This is a genomic window from Streptomyces sp. CB01635 (genome assembly GCF_002803065.1).
Classification (GTDB): domain Bacteria; phylum Actinomycetota; class Actinomycetes; order Streptomycetales; family Streptomycetaceae; genus Streptomyces.
The window spans coordinates 64,851-79,867 of sequence record NZ_NNBL01000027.1; the positions used below are offsets into that span (position 1 = coordinate 64,851).

At 70.8% G+C, this 15,017-nt stretch carries 13 protein-coding genes; 7 read left to right on the forward strand and 6 right to left on the reverse strand.

Going from position 1 to position 15,017, the window contains the following annotated elements; genetic code table 11:
- Positions 1-68 precede the first annotated feature (68 nt).
- The 3 genes from CG723_RS38130 to CG723_RS38140 all read left to right on the forward strand — a co-directional run bounded on the left by CG723_RS38130 (position 69) and on the right by CG723_RS38140 (position 2,495).
- Entirely contained in the window at positions 69-1,007 is a 939-nt protein-coding gene (locus tag CG723_RS38130; protein WP_199842059.1) for an ABC transporter ATP-binding protein, read from the forward strand.
- Positions 1,004-1,858: an ABC transporter permease gene (locus CG723_RS38135; RefSeq protein ID WP_234374722.1), complete on the forward strand. Its 855-nt coding sequence runs from the start codon at positions 1,004-1,006 to the stop codon at positions 1,856-1,858. Before CG723_RS38130 ends, CG723_RS38135 begins: the two co-directional genes overlap by 4 nt.
- A gap of 124 nt (positions 1,859-1,982) precedes the next feature.
- Positions 1,983-2,495 (forward strand): hypothetical protein, encoded by a 513-nt coding sequence (locus CG723_RS38140; protein ID WP_100598126.1) that lies wholly within the window; start codon positions 1,983-1,985, stop codon positions 2,493-2,495.
- Positions 2,496-2,572: 77 nt separating this feature from the next.
- Here the strand turns inward: CG723_RS38140 and CG723_RS38145 are convergent, their stop codons facing one another.
- A complete protein-coding gene (locus CG723_RS38145) occupies positions 2,573-3,175 on the reverse strand; it encodes a hypothetical protein (protein ID WP_100598127.1) in 603 nt (200 codons plus the stop codon).
- 257 nt (positions 3,176-3,432) lie between these two features.
- Here CG723_RS38145 and CG723_RS38150 point away from each other — a divergent pair, with 257 nt between their 5' ends.
- Positions 3,433-6,288: a penicillin acylase family protein gene (locus tag CG723_RS38150; RefSeq protein WP_100598128.1), complete on the forward strand. Its 2,856-nt coding sequence runs from the start codon at positions 3,433-3,435 to the stop codon at positions 6,286-6,288.
- Positions 6,289-6,331: 43 nt separating this feature from the next.
- On the opposite strand, the gene CG723_RS38155 is transcribed toward CG723_RS38150, so the two are convergent.
- Complete coding sequence (locus CG723_RS38155; protein WP_234374723.1) at positions 6,332-7,657, reverse strand: MFS transporter; 1,326 nt, start codon at positions 7,655-7,657, stop codon at positions 6,332-6,334.
- Positions 7,658-7,741: 84 nt separating this feature from the next.
- The gene (locus CG723_RS38160) at positions 7,742-8,992 is read right to left on the reverse strand and encodes an exo-beta-N-acetylmuramidase NamZ family protein (RefSeq protein ID WP_199842060.1); all 1,251 of its coding nucleotides are present in this window, start codon (positions 8,990-8,992) and stop codon (positions 7,742-7,744) included.
- Between the two features lie 149 nt (positions 8,993-9,141).
- Between CG723_RS38160 and CG723_RS38165 the strand changes: the two genes are divergently transcribed.
- The 3 genes from CG723_RS38165 to CG723_RS38175 are packed head-to-tail and all read left to right on the forward strand — an operon-like array spanning position 9,142 to position 12,193.
- A complete protein-coding gene (locus tag CG723_RS38165) occupies positions 9,142-9,909 on the forward strand; it encodes an SDR family oxidoreductase (protein ID WP_100598130.1) in 768 nt (255 codons plus the stop codon).
- Entirely contained in the window at positions 9,906-11,573 is a 1,668-nt protein-coding gene (locus CG723_RS38170) for a class I adenylate-forming enzyme family protein (RefSeq protein ID WP_100598131.1), read from the forward strand. Before CG723_RS38165 ends, CG723_RS38170 begins: the two co-directional genes overlap by 4 nt.
- A 26-nt stretch (positions 11,574-11,599) precedes the next feature.
- Positions 11,600-12,193, forward strand: coding sequence for a TetR/AcrR family transcriptional regulator (locus tag CG723_RS38175; protein WP_100598172.1), 594 nt, complete (start codon positions 11,600-11,602; stop codon positions 12,191-12,193).
- A gap of 84 nt (positions 12,194-12,277) precedes the next feature.
- Here the strand turns inward: CG723_RS38175 and CG723_RS38180 are convergent, their stop codons facing one another.
- From CG723_RS38180 to CG723_RS38190, 3 genes are all read right to left on the reverse strand, one after another.
- A complete protein-coding gene (locus tag CG723_RS38180) occupies positions 12,278-13,498 on the reverse strand; it encodes an acyl-CoA dehydrogenase family protein (protein ID WP_100598132.1) in 1,221 nt (406 codons plus the stop codon).
- Positions 13,499-13,504: 6 nt separating this feature from the next.
- A complete protein-coding gene (locus tag CG723_RS38185; protein WP_100598133.1) occupies positions 13,505-14,539 on the reverse strand; it encodes a phosphotransferase family protein in 1,035 nt (344 codons plus the stop codon).
- A gap of 175 nt (positions 14,540-14,714) precedes the next feature.
- On the reverse strand, positions 14,715-15,011 hold the full coding sequence (locus CG723_RS38190; protein ID WP_100598134.1) for a hypothetical protein: 297 nt from the start codon (positions 15,009-15,011) through the stop codon (positions 14,715-14,717).
- Positions 15,012-15,017 lie beyond the last annotated feature (6 nt).

Consider the following 15,017-nt stretch of genomic DNA (forward strand, 5'->3'; position numbering starts at 1 on the left):
TGCCGCCCCCGGGGAGGCCGCCGACGGGCCGATGCACGCCCCTCACCCGCACCGGCACCGTTGCCCTCGTGATCGAAGTCAGCGAACTCACCAAGCGGTACGGCGACAAGACCGCCGTCGACCACCTCTCCTTCACCGTGCGGCCGGGACAGGTCACCGGCTTCCTCGGCCCCAACGGCGCGGGCAAGACGACCACCATGCGGATGGTCCTCGGCCTGGACGCGCCCACCGCCGGCACCTCCACCGTCGGCGGCGTCCCCTTCCGCACCCACCCGCGCGGCCTGCGCCACGTCGGCGCGCTGCTCGACGCGCAGCAGGTCCACGGCGGGCGCAGCGCCACCGCGCACCTGGGCGCCCTGGCCCGCAGCAACCGCATCCCGGTGAGCCGCGTGGCCGAGGTGCTCGCCGAGGTGGGCCTGACCGAGGCGGCCGGGCGCCGCATCGGCGGGTTCTCGCTCGGCATGAAACAGCGGCTCGGCATCGCGGCGGCGCTGCTCGGCGACCCTCCTGTCCTGATGTTCGACGAGCCGATCAACGGCATGGACCCGGAGGGCGTGCTCTGGGTACGCGGCCTCTTCCGCCACCTGGCCGCCGAGGGACGCACCGTCTTCCTCTCCAGTCACCTCATGACGGAGATGGAGAGCACCGCGGACCAGCTCGTCGTGATCGGACAGGGCCGCCTCATCGCCGCCGAGTCCGTACGGGAGTTCGCTGCCCGCAGCACCCGCTTCAGCGTGCTGGTCGCGACGCCGCAGGCCGGCGAGCTGACGGCCGTCCTCACGGCGGCCGGCGCGTCCGTCGCGCCGCACGGCCCGCCGGACGCGGCCAGGATCGCCGTGACCGGGCTGCCCGCCGAGCGCATCGGAGCGCTCGCCTTCGAGCACCGGATCATGCTGCACGAGCTGACCAACCGGACGGCCTCGCTGGAGGAGGCGTTCATGGAACTCACCGCCGGCAGCGTCGAGTACCTGTCAGGAAACGCGGGAAAGGCGGGTCAGCCCCGATGACGAGCACGACGCCCCGCACCACCACCCCCACGATCGCAGCCGCAGTGGACGAACTGCCCGCCCGCTTCCTCGACCTCGTCGCCGCCGAGTGGATCAAGGTGCGGTCGCTGCGCTCCACACCCTGGGTGACCGTCCTCGTCACGCTGGTCGTGACCGGCGTCGCCGCGGCCCGCGCCCTCGCCGACTACAACAACTTCCCGTCCTACGACGCCCTCACGCAGCGGGAACACTCCTTCTCGCTGGGCGACTCCTTTCCCGCGGAGGCGTATCTGACGCTGATGCTCGCCGCCGTGTCGGTCGGCGCCATCGCCGCGGTCAGCGAGTACGGCAGCGGCCTCATCCGCACCACGACGGTGGCCGTCCCCGCGCGCGGCGCCGTGGTCCTGGCCAAGGCCGTCGTGCAGGCCGTCCTGTGGACCGTGGTCGGGTCGGTCGTCGCCCTGTGCTCGTTCTCCGTCGCCCAGGCCATCCTGAGCGGGCGGGACGCTGCGATCTCCCTCGGCGACCCCAACGCGCTGCGGGCCCTGGCCGCGTCGGCGCTGCTCGCCCCGGTGTGCGCGCTGGTCGGCCTCGGCCTCGGCGTCCTGATCCGGCACAGCGCCACCACCATGGTCGCGGGCACCTTCGTCCTGCTCCTGCTGCCGGTGTTCTTCTCGTCCCGCAAGCCGCTGTCCGTCGCCTTCGCCAACGCGATGGTGCGCAACGCGTGGCAGCGTCTGGCCCAGATCTACGGAACGCCGGCCGAGGCGTACAACGGGGCCACGGTCGGCGGGAGTTGGACCGTGTACGTGCTGTGGCCGCTGGTCGCGCTCGCCCTGGCGCTGGTCGTCGTACGGCGCCGGGACGTGTGACAGCGTGCACCCGCACCCGCACCCGGAACCGGCCGTCCAGGTGTCTTCACGCGCGGGGGAGTTGGGGATGAATGAGGACATGAAGACATGACGGCACGACGGATCACGGGGACGGGGAGACGCGATGGGACTCGCCATCTGCTCGCTGAAGTACGAGGCCGCACGCTCGGGCCCGCAGAAGATCACCTATGACCGCGACGGCTACCACCTCGTCCGCTTCCCCTACGCGGCGGGCGAGGAGTCGTACGACCCGTGGAAGATGCACGACCCGCCGAAGGGGTCCAAGTACCCGGACACCCACTCGGGTCTGATCCGGCCGAGTCACGACGGATGGGGCACCCTGTCCGCGCTGGTCTTCTGGGAGCCGGACTCCGGACCGCGCGAGTTCAGGGCGCGCTTCGTGCGCGACCCGCTCGCAGCTTCGACCGGCTACGACTCGACCGCCACGACGGACTCCGCGCCGACCGGCGGCGGTCAGTACCGGTCGTACACCTGGCAGATGTTCGTGCACCCGGGAACCTCGCTCGGCCTGAAGATCTCGGTGCGCGGCGCGGGTGACGCGCTGATCCGTACGCCGCTGGTCCTCGCCGAGTTCAAGCTGGCCGTCCAGACGGACGTGATCACACCGAGCGGCTGAGACAGGTGCGTGGACCGGGGGTGCGGCTCATGGGCGGCACCCCCGTGCTCACACAGTCGTGCTCGTGCCGATGCGCTCTACGCCGAGACAAGGACCCGCGCCCGCCAGGCTCCGGCCAGGGACGCGGGGGTGAGGACGGGGCGCGGCACCACGATGCCGCAGTGGGTGCAGACCGGTCCTGACGACGGTTCGTGCGCCAGGTCGTGCTTCCAGAGGAGTGCCGTGCCGGTGCAGACGGGACAGGCCGTGCCGGGCTCGCGCTCCAGGGCCGCGATCAGCCGGTTCAGGACTTCCGCGAGGGGTTCGGAGGGGTGGACCATCGGGTCGTCGCACCAGGCGACGCCGAAGCCGCCCCAGGTCAGCCGGTGCCAGTCGTCGACCGTGCCCGGCCTGCGCAGCCCGTCGTGCTTCTCCTTGCGGCGGCGCTCCGCGAACTGCGTCTCGTACGCGAGCCAGACCGCCCGCGCCTCCTCGAGCTCGTCGAGCGCGGCCGTCAGCCGCGCCGGCTCGGGGGAGCGGTCCTCGGGGTCGAACCCGGCCCGCGAGCACAGGTGGTCCCAGGTCGCTCGGTGCCCGTAAGGGGCAAACCGCTCCAGGCACTTGCGCAGCGAGTACCGCCGCAGTGCCAGATCATTGCGCGGGTCGCGCGTTTGTCTCGCCAGGCTCCGGAATCCGGCCATCGCCCTGCACCTCCGTCACACGTACATGTACTTCGGCGTCGTCGTCGAACGGACGTCGCCGAATAGACGTATCGACACTCGATTCGGATCCATGCCGGTCCATCCGATTTCCGATGGACTCCGTCAGCGGTACCTCCTGGGGCCGGTAGGTCCCAGAGGGTCTCGTGTGGCGATTCCGAAAAAGTGACGCATGTTCATCTTCAGCCGGTGGCCTACCGCCGGTAACCTCCGGCGCACCATCGTCGGGAGGATCAGGCATGCGACGGCGCACCCCACGAACCAGCCAGCACAGAAGCCTCCGTAGAACTCTCAAGCGCACGGCCGCCACAGCGGTGTTCGTCCTCACGGCGGGGCTGCTGTCCCCGGCCGGCGGGGCGTCCGCCGCGGAGCCGCCACCGGCGCCCGACTACTGCGCGGGCCGGTGCGCGGACATCCTGCCGCCCGGCGCGAACGGCAGCGCCACGCTGGCCGAGATTCTCGGCCACCGCGTCCTCGGCACCCAGCCCGCCCACGCCGACGATCAACTCGGCCCCTACGACGCGCTCTCCGCCGGGTATCCGTCCCTGACGGACGACACCCTCACCCAGTTCTTCAACGACTCCTCCTTCGGGGTCCCCGATGGTCAGGTCGGTTCCGTCACGCGCCCCCGCGACGATGTGACGATCACCCGTGACAAGAAGAACGGTGTACCCCACGTCAAAGGTTCCACGCGTTACGGAACAGAGTTCGGCGCCGGCTACGCCGCAGGTCAGGACCGGCTCTGGCTGATCGACCTGTTCCGGCACATCGGCCGAGGGGAGCTCACGTCGTTCGCGGGCGGCGCCCTCGCGAACCAGGGGCTCGAGCAGGAGTTCTGGCCGCAGGCCCCGTACACCGAGCAGGACCTGGAGCGGCAGGTCGAGTACATCAGGACCACGCAGGGCGAGCGCGGCAAGCAGGCCATGGACGACGCGCAGGCCTATATCGACGGGCTCAACGCCTATCGCGAGAAGTCGAAGAACGGCCGCTACTTCCCCGGCGAGTACGTCCTGACCGGCAAGATCGACGCGATCACGAACGTGGGCGAGATCCAGCCGTTCAAGGTGACCGACATGATCGCGCTGGCCTCGGTCGTCGGTGGCCTCTTCGGGGGCGGCGGCGGGGGAGAGGTCGGCCAGGCCCTCTCGCTCCTGTCGGCGCAGCAGAAGTACGGCGTCGAGCGGGGCACCGAGGTCTGGGAGTCCTTCCGCGGGCGCGACGACCCCGAGGCCGTGGCGACCATCCACGACGGCACGAGCTTCCCGTACGGGGCCAAGCCGAAGAACCCGCGCGGGGAGGCGCTGCCCGACAAGGGCACCGTCGAGAGCGAACCGCTCGTCTACGACCGCGAGGGCTCGGCCAAGCCGGCCGAGGCGGGGCGCAGGACCCCCGTCAAGGCACCGGCGAAGCTCAAGCCGCTCCAGGGCATGTACGACAGGGGCGTGCTGCCCGCGGACACGTTCCGCAACTCCGACTCGAAGAAGGGCATGTCCAACGCGCTCCTCGTCTCCGGCAAGCACACCGCGTCCGGCCATCCGGTCGCCGTGTTCGGCCCGCAGACCGGGTACTTCGCCCCGCAGCTGCTGATGATGCAGGAGCTCCAGGGCCCGGGCATCAGCGCGCGCGGCGTCTCGTTCGCGGGCGTCGGCATGTACATCCAGCTCGGCCGCGGCCAGGACTACGCCTGGTCGGCGACCTCGGCGGGCCAGGACATCACGGACACGTACGCGGTGGAGCTGTGCGAGCCGGGCGGTGGCACCCCCACCAGGCAGTCCACCAGCTACCTGTACCGCGGCACCTGCACGCCCATGGAGAAGCTGGAGAAGAAGAACGCCTGGAAGCCGACCCTCGCCGACTCCACGGCGGCCGGCTCCTACCGGATGCAGGTCTTCCGCACGAAGTACGGCATCGTCACGCACCGTGCGACGGTCGACGGCAAGCCCGTCGCGTACACCTCACTGCGCTCGACGTACCGGCACGAGGCCGACTCCATCATCGGCTTCCAGATGCTGAACGACCCGTCGTACGTGAAGGACGCCGCGACCTTCGAGAAGGCGGCGCAGCACATCAGCTACGCCTTCAACTGGTTCTACGCCGACTCGCGCGACATCGCGTACTACAACAGCGGCGCCAACCCGGTGCGCGCCGACGACGTCGACGCCTCCTTCCCGGTGAAGGCCGAACAGGCCTACGAGTGGCGGGACTTCGACCCGGCGGACAACACGGCCGCGTACTCGCCGCCGTCCGAGCACCCGAACTCCGTCGACCAGGACTACTACATCTCCTGGAACAACAAGCAGGCCAAGGGGTTCGGCGCCGCCAACTTCAGCCTCGGCGCCGTGCACCGCGCCGATCTGCTCGACGGGCGCGTGAAGAAGCTCACCGCCGAGGGCGGCGTGACGAGGGCCTCGCTGACCCAGGCCATGGAGGAGGCCGCCCTCACGGATCTGCGGGGCGAGCAGGTGCTGCCCGAGATCCTCAAGGTCGTCCGCAGCAAGCCCGTCGACGACCCGGCCCTGAACAAGGCCGTGCAGCAGCTGGAGGCCTGGCGCAAGGCGGGAGCCCAGCGCAACCAGACCGCGGCCGGCTCGCACACCTACGCGCACCCGGATGCCGTACGCATCATGGACGCCTGGTGGCCGCTCCTGGTGAAGGCCGAGTTCGAACCCGGTCTCGGGGGTGACCTGTACGGGGCGCTCACCGGCCAACTGACCGTCGACGAGTCGCCGTCCGCGGGCCACGGTCCCACCGGCGCGCACGCGGGATCGGCCTTCCAGTACGGCTGGTGGGGCTACGTCGACAAGGACCTGCGTACCGTCCTCGGGCAGCCGGTGAAGGGCAAGCTCGGCGCCGCCTACTGCGGCGGTGGCAAGCTCGACGCCTGCCGCGACGCCCTGCTCGCCACGCTCACGCAGGCCGCTGCCGAACCCGCCGCCGAGGTCTACCCCGGCGACGACGCGTGCAAGGCCGGCGACCAGTGGTGCTCGGACACGATCATCCACCGGGCGCTCGGCGGTATCACGCACCGCGGGATCCAGTGGCAGAACCGTCCGACGTACCAGCAGGTCGTCGAATTTCCCTCGCACCGGCCGTAGCTGACCGCTTCCATGGGGCACGCACACGCGTGCCCCATGGAGGTCAGCCCAGTTCGCGCTCCCGCGTCTCCGGCAGGGCGAGGACGCAGAGCAGGGAGACGACGGCCATCGCGCTGACGTACCAGCCCACCGAGGACGAGCCGAACTCGCCCTGGAGCCGCGTCGCCACGAGCGGCGCCACCGCGCCGCCGAGCACCCCGCCCAGGTTGTACGCGAACGACGCCCCGGAGTAGCGCACGCGCACCCCGAACAGCTCCGGCAGATACGCGCCCATCGGCCCGTACACGACACCCATGCAGAACAGCGCGCCGCCCAGGGCGAGCGCGATCAGCACGGGCTGCTCGGTGTCCATGAGCGGGAAGAGGACCAGACCCCAGACCACCGCGAGCCCGGCGCCCGCGAGCACCAGCTTGCGGCGCCCGCCCGCGTCGGAACGGGTCGCGGCCAGCCAGGTGCCCGCCGCGAGGAAGAGGCAGGCGACGAGCGAGACCGCGAGCATCGTGTTGCGCGGGACACCGAGGGTCGTGGTGCCGTAGGCGAGGCAGTACGTGGTGGCCGTGTAGAAGAGCCCGTACGCGACAACCATGCCGCCCGCGCCGAGCAGGATCTCGCGGGGGTGGCGCTTGAAGACCTCCAGCGCAGGGGCCTTGCTCGCCTCCTGCTCCTTCATCACCTTGGCGAACACAGGTGTCTCACTGATCTTCAGCCGCACGAAGAGGCCGACGGCGACCAGCAGGAAGGAGAGCAGGAACGGCACGCGCCAGCCCCAGGAGTGGAACGCCTCGTCGTCGAGCGTGGTCGACAGGATCCAGAAGATTCCGGTCGCCGCGAAGAAGCCGACGGAAGGGCCGAGTTGGGGGAACGCGGCGAACAGGCCGCGCTTGCCGCGCGGCGCGTGCTCCACGGCGAGCAGCGCGGCGCCGCCCCACTCGCCGCCGAGGCCCACGCCCTGGAGGAAGCGCAGCAGGACGAGCAGCAGCGGCGCCCACACGCCCAAGGTGCCGTACCCGGGCAGCAGGCCGACGCACGCCGTCGAAAGGCCCATCAGGAGCAGTGAGGCGACGAGGACGGACTTGCGGCCGACCCGGTCGCCGAAGTGGCCGAACAGGAGCGAGCCGATGGGGCGGGCCGCGAAGGCCACCGCGTACGTCGAGAAGGATGCGAGGGTCGCGTTGAGGGAGGAGAGGTTCGGGAAGAACGCCTCGTTGAGGACGAGGGCGGCGGCCGTTCCGTAGACGTAGAAGTCGTAGAACTCGATCGCGGTCCCGATGAAACTGGCGACGGCCACGCGGCGCAGGCTCTCGGGGCTGTCCCCGTCAGAATCCGCGCCGGTGACCGTGTTCTGCCTGGTGGAGTCGTCTTTGAGCACGTACTGCACTGTGGTTGTGCGTGTACATGGCAGTCAATACGCGAAACGGGTCGTCCCGTATCGCGAGACGTCAGGGGCTGCGCCCTACTTGTACGCCAGGTACCGGCCGCGCACCGCCCGGAACGCCGCCAGTTCGCCCTGCCAGGCCGCGACCACGTCGTCCGTGGACGCCCCGGCGTCGATCATCGTCCGCACCTGGGTGGACCCGGTGAGCTTGTCGATCCAGTTGTCCGAGCGCCACGCGAAGGCGGCCCAGGACTTCTTCGCCGTCACCAGGAGCGCGATGCCGGTGCGTACGGGGTCGTACGCGGCCCGGTCCCTGACGTGGATCTGCACGCCGCCGATCGTCTTGCCCTGGAACTTGGAGAACGTCGGCGCGAAGTACGCCTCGCGGAAGTCCACGCCGGGCAGGTGGAGTTCATTGGCGGCGGCCGCCCAGCGCCCGTCGACGTCCTCGGCGCCGAGCAGTTCGAAGGGGCGGGTCGTGCCGCGGCCCTCGGAGAGGTTCGTGCCCTCGAAAAGGCAGGTGCCCGAGTAGACCAGCGCGGTGTCGGGCGTCGGCATGTTCGGGCTCGGCGGCACCCACGGCAGCCCCGACGCGTCGTAGAAGTCGCGCCGCTTCCAGCCCGTCATCCGGACCGTCTCGAGCTCGACGGGGTGGGTGAGGTACTCGGCGTTGAACAGGCGCGCCAGCTCGGTGACCGTCATCCCGTGGGCCTGGGAGATCTCGCGGCGGCCGACGAACGTCGCGAACTCCTTGTGCAGGACGGGCCCGTAGGCGTTCCGGCCGGTCACCGGGTTCGGGCGGTCGAGCACCACGAACTTCTTGCCCGCGAGCTGCGCGGCCTCCATGCAGTCGTAGAGCGTCCAGATGTACGTGTAGAAGCGTGCGCCCGCGTCCTGGATGTCGAAGACGACCGTGTCGACACCGGACGCGGTGAAGATGTCCGCCAGCGCCTGCCCGCTCTTCAAGTAGGTGTCGTAGACCGGCAGTCCGGTCGCCGGGTCGTCGTAGCGCCCCTCCGAGCCGCCGGCCTGCGCCGTGCCGCGGAAGCCGTGCTCGGGCCCGAACACCGCGGTCAGCTTCACCCGTTCGTCGGCGTGCATCACGTCGACGATGTGCTTGACGTCGCGTGTGACGCCGGTCGGGTTCGTCACGAAGCCGACCTTCTGCCCGGCGAGGATCCGGTATCCGTCGTCCGCGAGGCGCTCGAAACCGGTGCGGAGCCGGCCGCCGTCCTTCTCCGCGGCGAGCGCGGGGGACGCCGCGCCCGCCGTGGCGGCCACCGCAGAGGCGGTGGTGGCGGCGAGCAGGCTCCGTCTGGACACGTTCATGTGGTGACCTCCGTGATCGCGGAAGGTGGCATGTGCACGCACGCTAGCGTGCGCCGCGCCCCCGCGGAACGAAGCCGACCGCCGACACCTCTTCCGTTGGGCTGACCGACTGCTTAGTCTGTGACGGAAAGTCGAGTCAAGGGAGACCGATGATGGACAGCCTGCACGGCACGGGGGTCGTCGTCACCGGCGCGGGAGGCGGCATCGGAGCCGCGCTCGCCCGCCGCTTCGCCGCTTCGGGAGCGCGCGTCGTCGTGAACGACCTGGACGCGGGGAAGGCCAAGGCGGTCGCGGACGAGATCGGCGCCACAGCGGTGCCGGGCGACGCCTCCGAGATCGTGCCCGAGGCGCTGGACGCCCTGGACGGCACCGTGGACGTCTACTGCGCCAACGCGGGGCTCGCCTCCGGCGGCACCGAGGACGCCGACGAGCAGATCTGGGCCGACGCCTGGGACGTCAACGTGATGGCCCACGTCCGCGCCGCGAAGGCCCTGCTGCCCGGCTGGCTGGAGCGCGGCAGCGGCCGCTTCGTCTCCACCGTCTCCGCGGCGGGACTGCTCACGATGGTCGGCGCCGCGCCCTACAGCGTCACCAAGCACGGCGCGTACGCCTTCGCCGAGTGGCTCTCCCTCACCTACCGACACCGCGGGCTCAAGGTCCACGCGATCTGCCCGCAGGGCGTGCGTACGGACATGCTCACCGCCTCCGGATCGGCCGGGGAGCTCGTCCTCGCGCCGACCGCGATCGAGCCCGAGGACGTCGCCGACGCGCTCTTCGCGGGCATGGAGGAGGACCGCTTCCTGATCCTCCCGCACCCCGAGGTCGCCGGTTACTACGCGGCCAGGGCAGCGACGCCCGACCGCTGGCTGTCGAACATGAACCACATCCAGCAGAAGTGGGAGGCGGCACAGAAGTGAGCTCCTCCATCTACGCGGCCCAGCCATGGCTCGGCCGGCTCTCCGAGGCCCAGCGGGCCCCGGTCACCCCGGCCGACTCCGTGCTGCACGCCTTCCGCGCCGCGGTCCGCACCGCTCCCGACCGCACCGCCGTCGCCTACTTCGACGGCCGCCTCAGCTACCGGGAGCTGGACGAGCTCAGCGACTCCGTCGCCGGGCACCTCGCCGCGCGCGGTCTCGGACGCGGCGACCGCGCCGCCCTCATGCTGCAGAACTCGCCGCACTTCGTGATCGGCCTCCTCGCCGCCTACAAGGCGGGCGCCACCGTCGTCCCGGTCAACCCGATGTACAAGTCGGGCGAGGTCACCCACGTCCTGCACGACGCCGACGTCACCGCTCTGATCTGCTCGGACCGGGCCTGGGAGACGTACCTGCGCGAGACCGCCGCGGACTCTTCCGTACGGATCGTGCTCACCGCCTGCGAGCTGGACCTCCAGACGCGGGGCGACGAGCGCGTCCTGAAGTTCGAGCGCGTCGAGCCGCAGGCCGAGGACGCCGACGACCTCCTGACGGTCGCCCGCCAGGGCAACGCGGCGCCCGAGGGCCGCGACCCGCGCCCGGACGACATCGCGCTCATCAGCTACACCTCCGGCACCAGTGGCACGCCCAAGGGCGCCACGAACCTGCACCGCAACATCACGTACAACGCCGAGCGCCAGCGCACCGGACTCGGCATCCCCGAAGGCGGCACGTACTTCGGGCTCGCGCCGCTCTTCCACATCACCGGCATGGTCTGCGAACTGGTCTCCTCCTTCGCGAACACGGGCACCCTCGTCCTCGCGTACCGCTTCGAGGCCGGGGTCGTCCTGGACGCGTTCGCCGAGCATCGGCCCGCCTACACCGTGGGTCCCTCCACCGCGTTCATGGCGCTCGCCGCGCACCCGGCCGCGACCCGCGAGCACTTCGCGTCCTTCCGGTCGATCTCGTCCGGCGGCGCCCCGGTGCCGCCCGCCCTCGTGGAGAAGTTCCGGGCCGGTTTCGGCCCCTACATCCACAACGGCTACGGCCTCACCGAGTGCACCGCCCCCTGCGCCTCCGTGCCGCCCGGCAAGGAAGCCCCCGTCGACCCCGTCTCCGGCACCCTCGCCGTCGGCGTCCCGGGCCCCGAGAGCGTCGTCCGGATCGTGGACGACCTCGGCCAGGAGGTGCCCTTCGGCGAGCAGGGCGAGATAGCCGTCCGTGGCCCCCAGGTCGTGCCCGGCTACTGGAAGCGCCCCGACGCCACCGCCGAGTCCTTCCCGGACGGCGAACTGCGCACCGGAGACATCGGCTTCATGGACGCCGACGGCTGGCTCTACGTCGTCGACCGCAAGAAGGACATGATCAACGCCTCCGGCTTCAAGGTCTGGCCCCGCGAGGTGGAGGACGTCCTCTACACCCACGAGGCCGTGCGCGAGGCCGCCGTCGTGGGCGTCCCCGACCCCTATCGAGGCGAGACGGTCAGGGCGTACGTGAGCCTGCGCCCGGGCGCCTCGGTGGGCCCCGACGACCTGTCCGCCTACTGCAAGGAGCGGCTCGCCGCGTACAAGTACCCGCGCGAGGTGGAGATCCTGCCCGAGCTGCCGAAGACGACAAGTGGGAAGATCCTCCGGCGGGAACTGCGTTCCCGTACACAGAACAGCTGATCGCAGGAGAAAGGCAGGTGGCGGCAGTGCCCAGGACGTCGGACGGAGACGGTACGCCCGTCCCTCAGAGGCTGCTCGCCGCCGCCACCCGGCTCTTCGCCGAACGCGGTTTTGACCGCACCTCGGTCCAGGAGATCGTCGAGGCGGCCGGCGTCACCAAGGGTGCGCTCTACCACTACTTCGGCTCGAAGGACGACCTGCTGCACGAGGTGTACGCGCGCGTGCTCCGCCTGCAGCAGGAACGCCTCGACGCGTTCGCGGACGCCGACGCCCCCGTGGAGCAGCGGCTGCGCGACGCCGCGGCCGACGTGGTCGTCACGACCATCGAGAACCTCGACGACGCGTCGATCTTCTTCCGCTCCATGCACCAGCTCGGCCCGGAGAAGCACAAGCAGGTGCGGGCCGAGCGGCGGCGCTACCACGAGCGGTTCAGGGCCCTCATCGAGGAGGGCCAGCAGGCCGGCGTGTTCTCCACGGCCACGCCCGCCGATCTGGTGGTCGACTACCACTTCGGCTCTGTGCACCACCTCTCCACCTGGTACCGCCCGGGCGGCCCGCTCGCCCCGCAGGAAGTCGCGGACCACCTGGCGGACCTGCTGCTGCGCGCACTGCGTCCCTGACGCCGCCCACGCTCTGATACACGACCAAGGGCCCCCGCACTCGAGCCGAGTGCGGGGGCCCTTCGCCGTCACGGGGTCACCGCGTCACAGGTACTTCTTCAGCTCGCGCCGGGCCAGCGAGCGCTGGTGGACCTCGTCGGGGCCGTCCGCGAGGCGCAGGGTGCGCGCTCCCGCCCACAGCTCGGCCAGCGGGAAGTCCTGGCTGACGCCGCCCGCTCCGTGCAGCTGCACGGCCTGGTCGATGATGTCGACGACCGTGCGCGGCGTCGCGATCTTGATGGACTGGATCTCCGTGTGGGCGCCCTTGTTGCCGACGGTGTCCATCAGCCAGGCCGTCTTCAGGACGAGGAGACGCAGCTGCTCCACCGCGACCCGCGCGTCCGCGATCCACTCCTGTACGACGCCCTGCTGGGCCAGCGGCTTGCCGAACGCCGTACGGGCCACGGCCCGCTTGCACATCAGCTCGATGGCCCGCTCGGCCATGCCGATCAGCCGCATGCAGTGGTGGATACGACCCGGGCCCAGCCGCGCCTGGGCGATGGCGAAGCCGCCGCCCTCCTCGCCGATCAGGTTGCTCGCGGGCACGCGGACCTGGTCGAAGACGACCTCGGCGTGGCCGCCGTGGTAGTGGTCCTCGTACCCGTACACCTGCATGGCGCGCCGGATCTCGAGGCCGGGGGTGTCGCGGGGGACGAGCACCATGGACTGCTGGCGGCGGATGTCGGCGCCGTCGGGGTCCGTCTTGCCCATCACGATGAAGATCTTGCAGTCCGGGTTCATCGCCCCGGAGATGTACCACTTGCGGCCGGTGATGACGTACTCGGAACCGTCGGCGGAGCGCTCGATGAGCGTGGTGATGTTCGTGGCGTCCGAGGAGGCGACCTCGGGCTCGGTCATCGCGAACGCCGAGCGGATCTCACCGGCGAGCAGCGGCTCCAGCCACTGCTTCTTCTGGCGCTCGTCGCCGAACTGGCTCAGCACCTCCATGTTGCCGGTGTCGGGGGCCGCGCAGTTGAGGGCCGTGGGCGCCAACTGCGGGCTGCGGCCGGTGATCTCGGCCAGCGGCGCGTACTGGAGGTTGGTCAGCCCGGCGCCGTACTCGGCATCGGGCAGGAAGAGGTTCCACAGGCCCTGCCGCCTGGCCTCGGCCTTCAGCTCCTCGACGACGGCCGGGGTGTCCCACGGGGAGGCGAGCTGCGCGCGCTGCTCGTGCGCGACGGCCTCGGCCGGGTACACGTGCTCGTCCATGAAGGCGAGGAGTTTCGCCCGCAGTTCCTCGGTGCGCGCGTCGAATGCGAAGTCCATTGCGGGTCAGCCTTTCTGAAGGGACGTCAGGCCGTGGTCGATGAAGACGGGCACGAGCTCACCGATGCGGTCGAAGCCGGCGCCGACGGTCTGGCCGAGGGTGTAGCGGTAGTGGATGCCTTCGAGGATCACGGCGAGCTTGAACCACGCGAAGGCCGTGTACCAGGAGACGGCGGAGACGTCGCGCCCCGAGCGCGCGGCGTACCGCTCGATGATCTCGGCGGGGTCGGGGTGCCCGGCGGCTGCGGCCGTCGTGGAGACGGGGGAGTCGGGCATGTCCAGCTTCGCGCTGTACATCACCAGCAGGCCAAGGTCGGTGAGCGGGTCACCGAGCGTGGACATCTCCCAGTCGAGGACGGCCTTGATCCGGTCGACGCCGTCGGCGTCCTCGTTGATCAGGACGTTGTCGAGGCGGTAGTCGCCGTGCACGATCGTGGGGGCGGGCGAGCTGGGCAGCGAGCGGCCGAGCGCCGCGTGCAGCTCGTCGACGCCGGCCAGCTCGCGGTTCCTGGACGCGTCGAGCTGCTTGCCCCAGCGCCGCAGCTGCCGGTCGAGGAACCCCTCGGGCCGCCCGAAGTCCGCGAGGCCGACCTCGGCGGGGTCCACGGCGTGCAGGTCGACGAGGGTGTCCACGAGGGCGAGCACGGCGGCGCGGGTGCGCTCGGGGCCCAGCTGCGCGAGCTGGTCGGCCGTGCGGTACGGCGTGCCCGCCACGTACTCCATCACGTAGAACGGCGCGCCGAGCACGCTGTCGTCCTCGCACATGAGCAGCGCCTCGGGCACCGGCACGGACGTCGGGTGCAGGGCGCTGATCACCCGGTGCTCGCGCTTCATGTCGTGCGCGGTGGCGAGTACATGGCCCAGTGGCGGGCGGCGGACCACCCAGGTCGACGAGCCGTCGCCGACGAGGTACGTGAGGTTCGACCGGCCGCCCTCGACGATCCGCCCGGACAGCGGACCGGCCACGAGCCCCGGGCGCTCCCGGTCGAGGTGGCCGCGCAGCTGGTCGAGATCAAGACCTGGGGGGTGGCCGGCGCTCATCGATGTCCTCCGGAGGCAGAGTGAAGCGGTGTCGCGTCACATGATGCCGACCGGTCGGTATGTCGTCCAGGGCGGAGGCTGAATGTGATCCATCTCGTACGCTACTGCCCGCGGCCGGGCGGTGCGGGTGCGTCCGGCGAGAATGTCGGCCGCACCCCGCGCGGCCTGCGGACCGTCAGTGGTCGTCCCAGTGGCCCTCGTGCTGCGCGTGCCGGTGCCCGTCGTGGACGTAGTCGACGTGATCGCCGTGTGTGACGGCCTGATGCCCGCAGTTCTGGCCGTGCTGGTGCTCGTGGCCCTGGTGCGTGGTGTGGGCGCCGGGCTCGCACTCGTCCCAGTGGCCGTTGTGCTCCGCGTGCAGATGTCCGTCGTGCGCGTAGTCGACGTGGTCGCCGTGCGGCACCGCCGCGTGGCCGCAGCCCTCGCCGTGGGTGTGCTCGTGGACGGGGTGTTCCTGATGGAGAGTGGTCATGGAGTC

Bases quoted from the DNA above. Each gene is read 5' to 3' on its own strand.
- CG723_RS38135 (WP_234374722.1), top strand. From the start codon at position 1,004: ATGACGAGCACGACGCCCCGCACCACCACCCCCACGATCGCAGCCGCA.
- CG723_RS38140 (WP_100598126.1), top strand. From the start codon at position 1,983: ATGGGACTCGCCATCTGCTCGCTGAAGTACGAGGCCGCACGCTCGGGC.
- CG723_RS38145 (WP_100598127.1), bottom strand. From the start codon at position 3,175: ATGGCCGGATTCCGGAGCCTGGCGAGACAAACGCGCGACCCGCGCAAT.
- CG723_RS38150 (WP_100598128.1), top strand. From the start codon at position 3,433: ATGCGACGGCGCACCCCACGAACCAGCCAGCACAGAAGCCTCCGTAGA.
- CG723_RS38160 (WP_199842060.1), bottom strand. From the start codon at position 8,992: ATGAACGTGTCCAGACGGAGCCTGCTCGCCGCCACCACCGCCTCTGCG.
- CG723_RS38165 (WP_100598130.1), top strand. From the start codon at position 9,142: ATGATGGACAGCCTGCACGGCACGGGGGTCGTCGTCACCGGCGCGGGA.
- CG723_RS38180 (WP_100598132.1), bottom strand. From the start codon at position 13,498: ATGGACTTCGCATTCGACGCGCGCACCGAGGAACTGCGGGCGAAACTC.
- CG723_RS38185 (WP_100598133.1), bottom strand. From the start codon at position 14,539: ATGAGCGCCGGCCACCCCCCAGGTCTTGATCTCGACCAGCTGCGCGGC.
- CG723_RS38190 (WP_100598134.1), bottom strand. From the start codon at position 15,011: ATGACCACTCTCCATCAGGAACACCCCGTCCACGAGCACACCCACGGC.